Source organism: Streptomyces sp. SID5643, assembly GCF_009872555.1.
GTDB lineage: Bacteria > Actinomycetota > Actinomycetes > Streptomycetales > Streptomycetaceae > Streptomyces > Streptomyces iakyrus.
In genome coordinates this window covers 1-3,819 of the sequence record NZ_WWIC01000044.1, presented here as the reverse complement: position 1 = coordinate 3,819, position 3,819 = coordinate 1, and the positions used below count along the sequence as shown (strand labels likewise).

General features: G+C 68.0%; 5 protein-coding genes. 2 read left to right on the top strand and 3 right to left on the bottom strand.

The genetic code is table 11. The annotated features are described in order from the left end of the window. Window positions 1-516, top strand: a 516-nt coding sequence (locus GTY56_RS05215; RefSeq protein ID WP_161362941.1) for an SPFH domain-containing protein, incomplete at its 5' end; no start/stop codon positions are given. Window positions 517-574: 58 nt separating this feature from the next. On the opposite strand, the gene GTY56_RS05210 is transcribed toward GTY56_RS05215, so the two are convergent. From GTY56_RS05210 to GTY56_RS05200, 3 genes are all read right to left on the bottom strand, one after another. Next, window positions 575-1,081, bottom strand: coding sequence for an HNH endonuclease (locus GTY56_RS05210; RefSeq protein ID WP_161362939.1), 507 nt, complete (start codon window positions 1,079-1,081; stop codon window positions 575-577). Window positions 1,082-1,290: 209 nt separating this feature from the next. Next, on the bottom strand, window positions 1,291-1,830 hold the full coding sequence (locus GTY56_RS05205; RefSeq protein WP_161362937.1) for a YbhB/YbcL family Raf kinase inhibitor-like protein: 540 nt from the start codon (window positions 1,828-1,830) through the stop codon (window positions 1,291-1,293). 40 nt (window positions 1,831-1,870) lie between these two features. Continuing rightward, window positions 1,871-2,653, bottom strand: a complete 783-nt coding sequence (locus GTY56_RS05200; RefSeq protein WP_033310998.1) for a sporulation protein — start codon at window positions 2,651-2,653, stop codon at window positions 1,871-1,873. Window positions 2,654-2,800: 147 nt separating this feature from the next. On the opposite strand from GTY56_RS05200, the gene GTY56_RS05195 reads away from it, so the two are divergent. After that, on the top strand, window positions 2,801-3,442 hold the full coding sequence (locus tag GTY56_RS05195; protein WP_161362935.1) for a DNA-3-methyladenine glycosylase: 642 nt from the start codon (window positions 2,801-2,803) through the stop codon (window positions 3,440-3,442). Window positions 3,443-3,819: the final 377 nt, after the last annotated feature.

Sequence of the window (3,819 nt, the reverse complement as noted above, 5' to 3'; positions counted from 1 at the left end):
GCCACCGGCAAGTGGGGCATCCGCGTCAACCGCGTCGAGCTCAAGGCGATCGAACCGCCCACCTCCATCCAGGACTCGATGGAGAAGCAGATGCGCGCCGACCGCGACAAGCGCGCCGCCATCCTCCAGGCCGAAGGTGTCCGGCAGTCGGAGATCCTGCGCGCCGAGGGTGAGAAGCAGTCCCAGATCCTGCGCGCCGAGGGTGAGGCCAAGGCCGCCGCCCTGCGCGCCGAGGGCGAAGCCCAGGCCGTCCGCACCGTCTTCGAGGCCATCCACGCCGGCGACCCGGACCAGAAGCTGCTCTCCTACCAGTACCTCCAGATGCTCCCCAAGATCGCCGAAGGCGACGCCAACAAGCTCTGGATCGTCCCCAGCGAAATCGGCGACGCCCTCAAGGGCCTCTCCGGCGCCATGGGCAACTTCGGCGGCCTCGGCGGCGGTTCCGGCGGCAACGGAGGTGCGCCCCAGGCCGGCGTCCCCGCCCAGGAACGCCGCGAGAAGCCGCCCATCGACTGACCCGGCACATACGGAGGGGCCCGCTTCCCAGGGAAGCGGGCCCCTCCGTATGACAGCTCTAGGCCGCGGGCTGTGCCAGCCACTCCGGCAGCGAGTCGAAGTCGTCCTGCCCCAGTGCCAGCAGCATCGCGTCCGCCGGAGTCGGCTCGAACGGCTGTCGCAGCAGCGGCATCCCCGCCTCCTCCGGAGTCCGGTTCGCCTTACGGTGATTGTCCTGCGCACACGAGGCCACCGTGTTCAGCCACGTGTCCTGACCCCCCTGCGACCGCGGCACCACGTGGTCCACGGTCGTCGCCCGCCTCCCGCAGTACGCGCACCGGTTGCGGTCCCTGATCAGCACACCCCGCCTCGACCACGGCGCTCGTCTTCGGAACGGCACCCGTACGTACTGGCAGAGCCTGATCACACGGGGCGCGGGTATGTCGACCGCGGCTCCCCGCATCCGCAGTTCGGGGTGGGCCTGCTCGACGACGGCCTTGTCCTGAAGCACCAGAACGACGGCTCGATTCAACGTCACCGTCGACAGCGGCTCGAAGCTCGCGTTCAGTACCAGCGTGTCCCGCATACCAGCCCACCTCCCGTGTGCACCGGCCCACCCCCTGGCGGGCTGGGATCAACTCTGGCCGGGCACGCCGAGATGGACAACGCAATATCTGCTGCTCCCGCGAGGGGTGACCCCCGCGACCCCCGGCAACAAAAATGCCCGCTCCTGATCAATTCCAAGACCAGGAGCGGGCAAACGTTCCGTGAACGCCGGGATCGCAGGAGGGTTCCTCAGCCCTCGGCGGGCACCTCGTACTCGCCGATCAGCTGGGCCCGCCCGATCGTGTGGAACCTCAGGTTGAAGCCGACGACCGCAGGCGACGCGTCCGCATCAGGACCGAGCTTCTCCTCATCCACGGCGTACACCGTGAACACATACCGGTGCGGCCCGTCCCCGGGCGGCGGTGCGGCCCCGCCGAACTCCTTGCCGCCGTAGTCGTTACGAGCGTGGACCGCGCCCTCCGGCAGACCCTCGAACGTGCCGCTGCCCGCACCGGCCGGCAGCTCCGTCACCGACGCCGGGATGTCGAACAGCACCCAGTGCCAGAACCCACTGCCCGTCGGAGCGTCGGGGTCGTAGCAGGTCACGGCGAAGCTCTTGGTCTCGGGCGGGAAGCCCTCCCACCGCAGCTGCGGCGAAGTGTTGCCCGCCGCCTGGACCTGAGCGTCCTTGAGCGTCGCACCCTCCTCGACGTCCGCGCTCGTCACCGTGAACGACGCAACGGGCGGATGGAAGTCGTGGGGGAGCGGCCGCCGCTTGAGCTCGGTCACCTCGGTACCTCCTGATCGTTTCTTGCAGTCGCCCCCGAGCCTAGAACCAGTTGCGCTTGCTGCCGACCTCGGACAGCCACTGGTTGAGATAGGCGGTCCAGTCGGTCCCCTGGTAGTCGTTCAGACCCACCTGGAACGAACGGAAGGTGTCACTGCCCTCGCTGAACAGCCCCGGCTTCTTGTCCATCTCCAGCACCACGTCCATCGTGTGCTGGTCGGCCACGAAGCTCAGCTCGACTTGGTTCAGCCCCCGGTACTGCTGCGGCGGGTAGAACTCGATCTCCTGGTAGAACGGCAGCTTCTGCCGCGTACCCCGGATGACACCGCGCTCCATGTCCGCGTTCTTGAACCGGAAGCCCAGCTGGATGAACGCGTCGAGGATCGCCTTCTGCGCCGGCAGCGGGTGCACGTTGACCGGGTCCAGATCACCGGAGTCCACCGCGCGCGCGATCTCCAGCTCGGTCGACACCCCGATGTTCATGCCACGGAGCGCCTGCCCGTCGATCATCGTGATCGGCGTCTCCCACGGGATCTCGAGACCGAACTGCACCGCGTGCACGGCATTCGCCTGAAGCTCGAACGCCCCGCCCAGCCGCGACTTCGTGAACTCGATGTCCTGCTTGTACTCCTGGTCGCCGCTCTCCACCTCGACCTTGGCCTGCAGCCCGACCGAGAGCCCCTCGATCTGCTGGTTCACCGACCCGCCCTGGATCCGCACCTCACCCTGGACGACACCGCCCGGGACGACGTTGACCTCGTGCAGCACCGTCTCGACCGAAGCCCCGCCGGCCCCCAGGCTCGCGAGCAGCTTCTTGAACGCCATGTCTCTCCCTCTCGCCCACTACGGGTGGATCCTTGATCCCTACATACGCGATCCGGCCGTGGCCGGTTCCACGCCCCACCACCCTGGCAAGGCCGGTGCCCGACGGCCACCCCGCGACACCACGCGTCTCCAGTACCCTCGGACGGCATGATCGCGACCCCCGACCGTACGCCCCTGTCCAGGGAGTTCTTCGACCGGCCCGTCCTCGATGTCGCCCCCGACCTCCTGGGCCGCATCCTGGTCCGCACCACCCCGGACGGTCCGATCGCCCTCCGCCTCACCGAGGTCGAGGCCTACGACGGTGCTGACGACCCCGGCTCCCACGCCTATCGCGGCCGCACGGCCCGCAACGACGTGATGTTCGGTCCGCCCGGTCACGTGTACGTCTACTTCACCTACGGCATGTGGTTCTGCATGAACCTGGTCTGCGGCCCCGAGGGCAAGGCGAGCGCGGTCCTCCTCCGCGCCGGCGAGATCATCGAGGGCGCCGAACTGGCCCGCACCCGTCGACTCTCGGCCCGCAACGACAAGGAACTGGCCAAAGGCCCGGCCCGCCTGGCCACGGCCCTCAACGTGGACCGCTCCCTCGACGGCACGGACGCGTGCACCGCCGGGGACACCCCGCTCCGCATCCTGACGGGCACTCCCGTCCCCGCCGAACAGGTACTCAACGGCCCCCGCACCGGCGTGGGCGGCGACGGAGCCGTGCACCCCTGGCGCTACTGGGTCGCCAACGACCCGACGGTGAGCCCCTATCGAGCCCATGTACCGAGGCGCCGCCGAAGTTGACGCGTCCTGCCGGGGTGCGTAATGTAGTCCGAGCCGCTGAACCGGGTACGGCAATCGCCTGCAGCCGGAAGCGGCCAAACCACTACCAAACGACTCCCCTCAGCAGGGGCGAATTCGGCGTGTCCGCATGCCTGAATTCGGCACCGATGGACTCGATTATGAGTTGGACGGGGAATCGGCTAACGTAGTGAATGTCGAAAGGCCGACAGGCGAAAGCCCGAGCCGGACGGCACATCCCGCCGACAGGGAATCGGATCGAAAAGGGTCTGATAGAGTCGGAAACGCAAGACCGAAGGGAAGCGCCCGGAGGAAAGCCCGAGAGGGTGAGTACAAAGGAAGCGACCGTTCCTTGAGAACTCAACAGCGTGCCAAAAGTC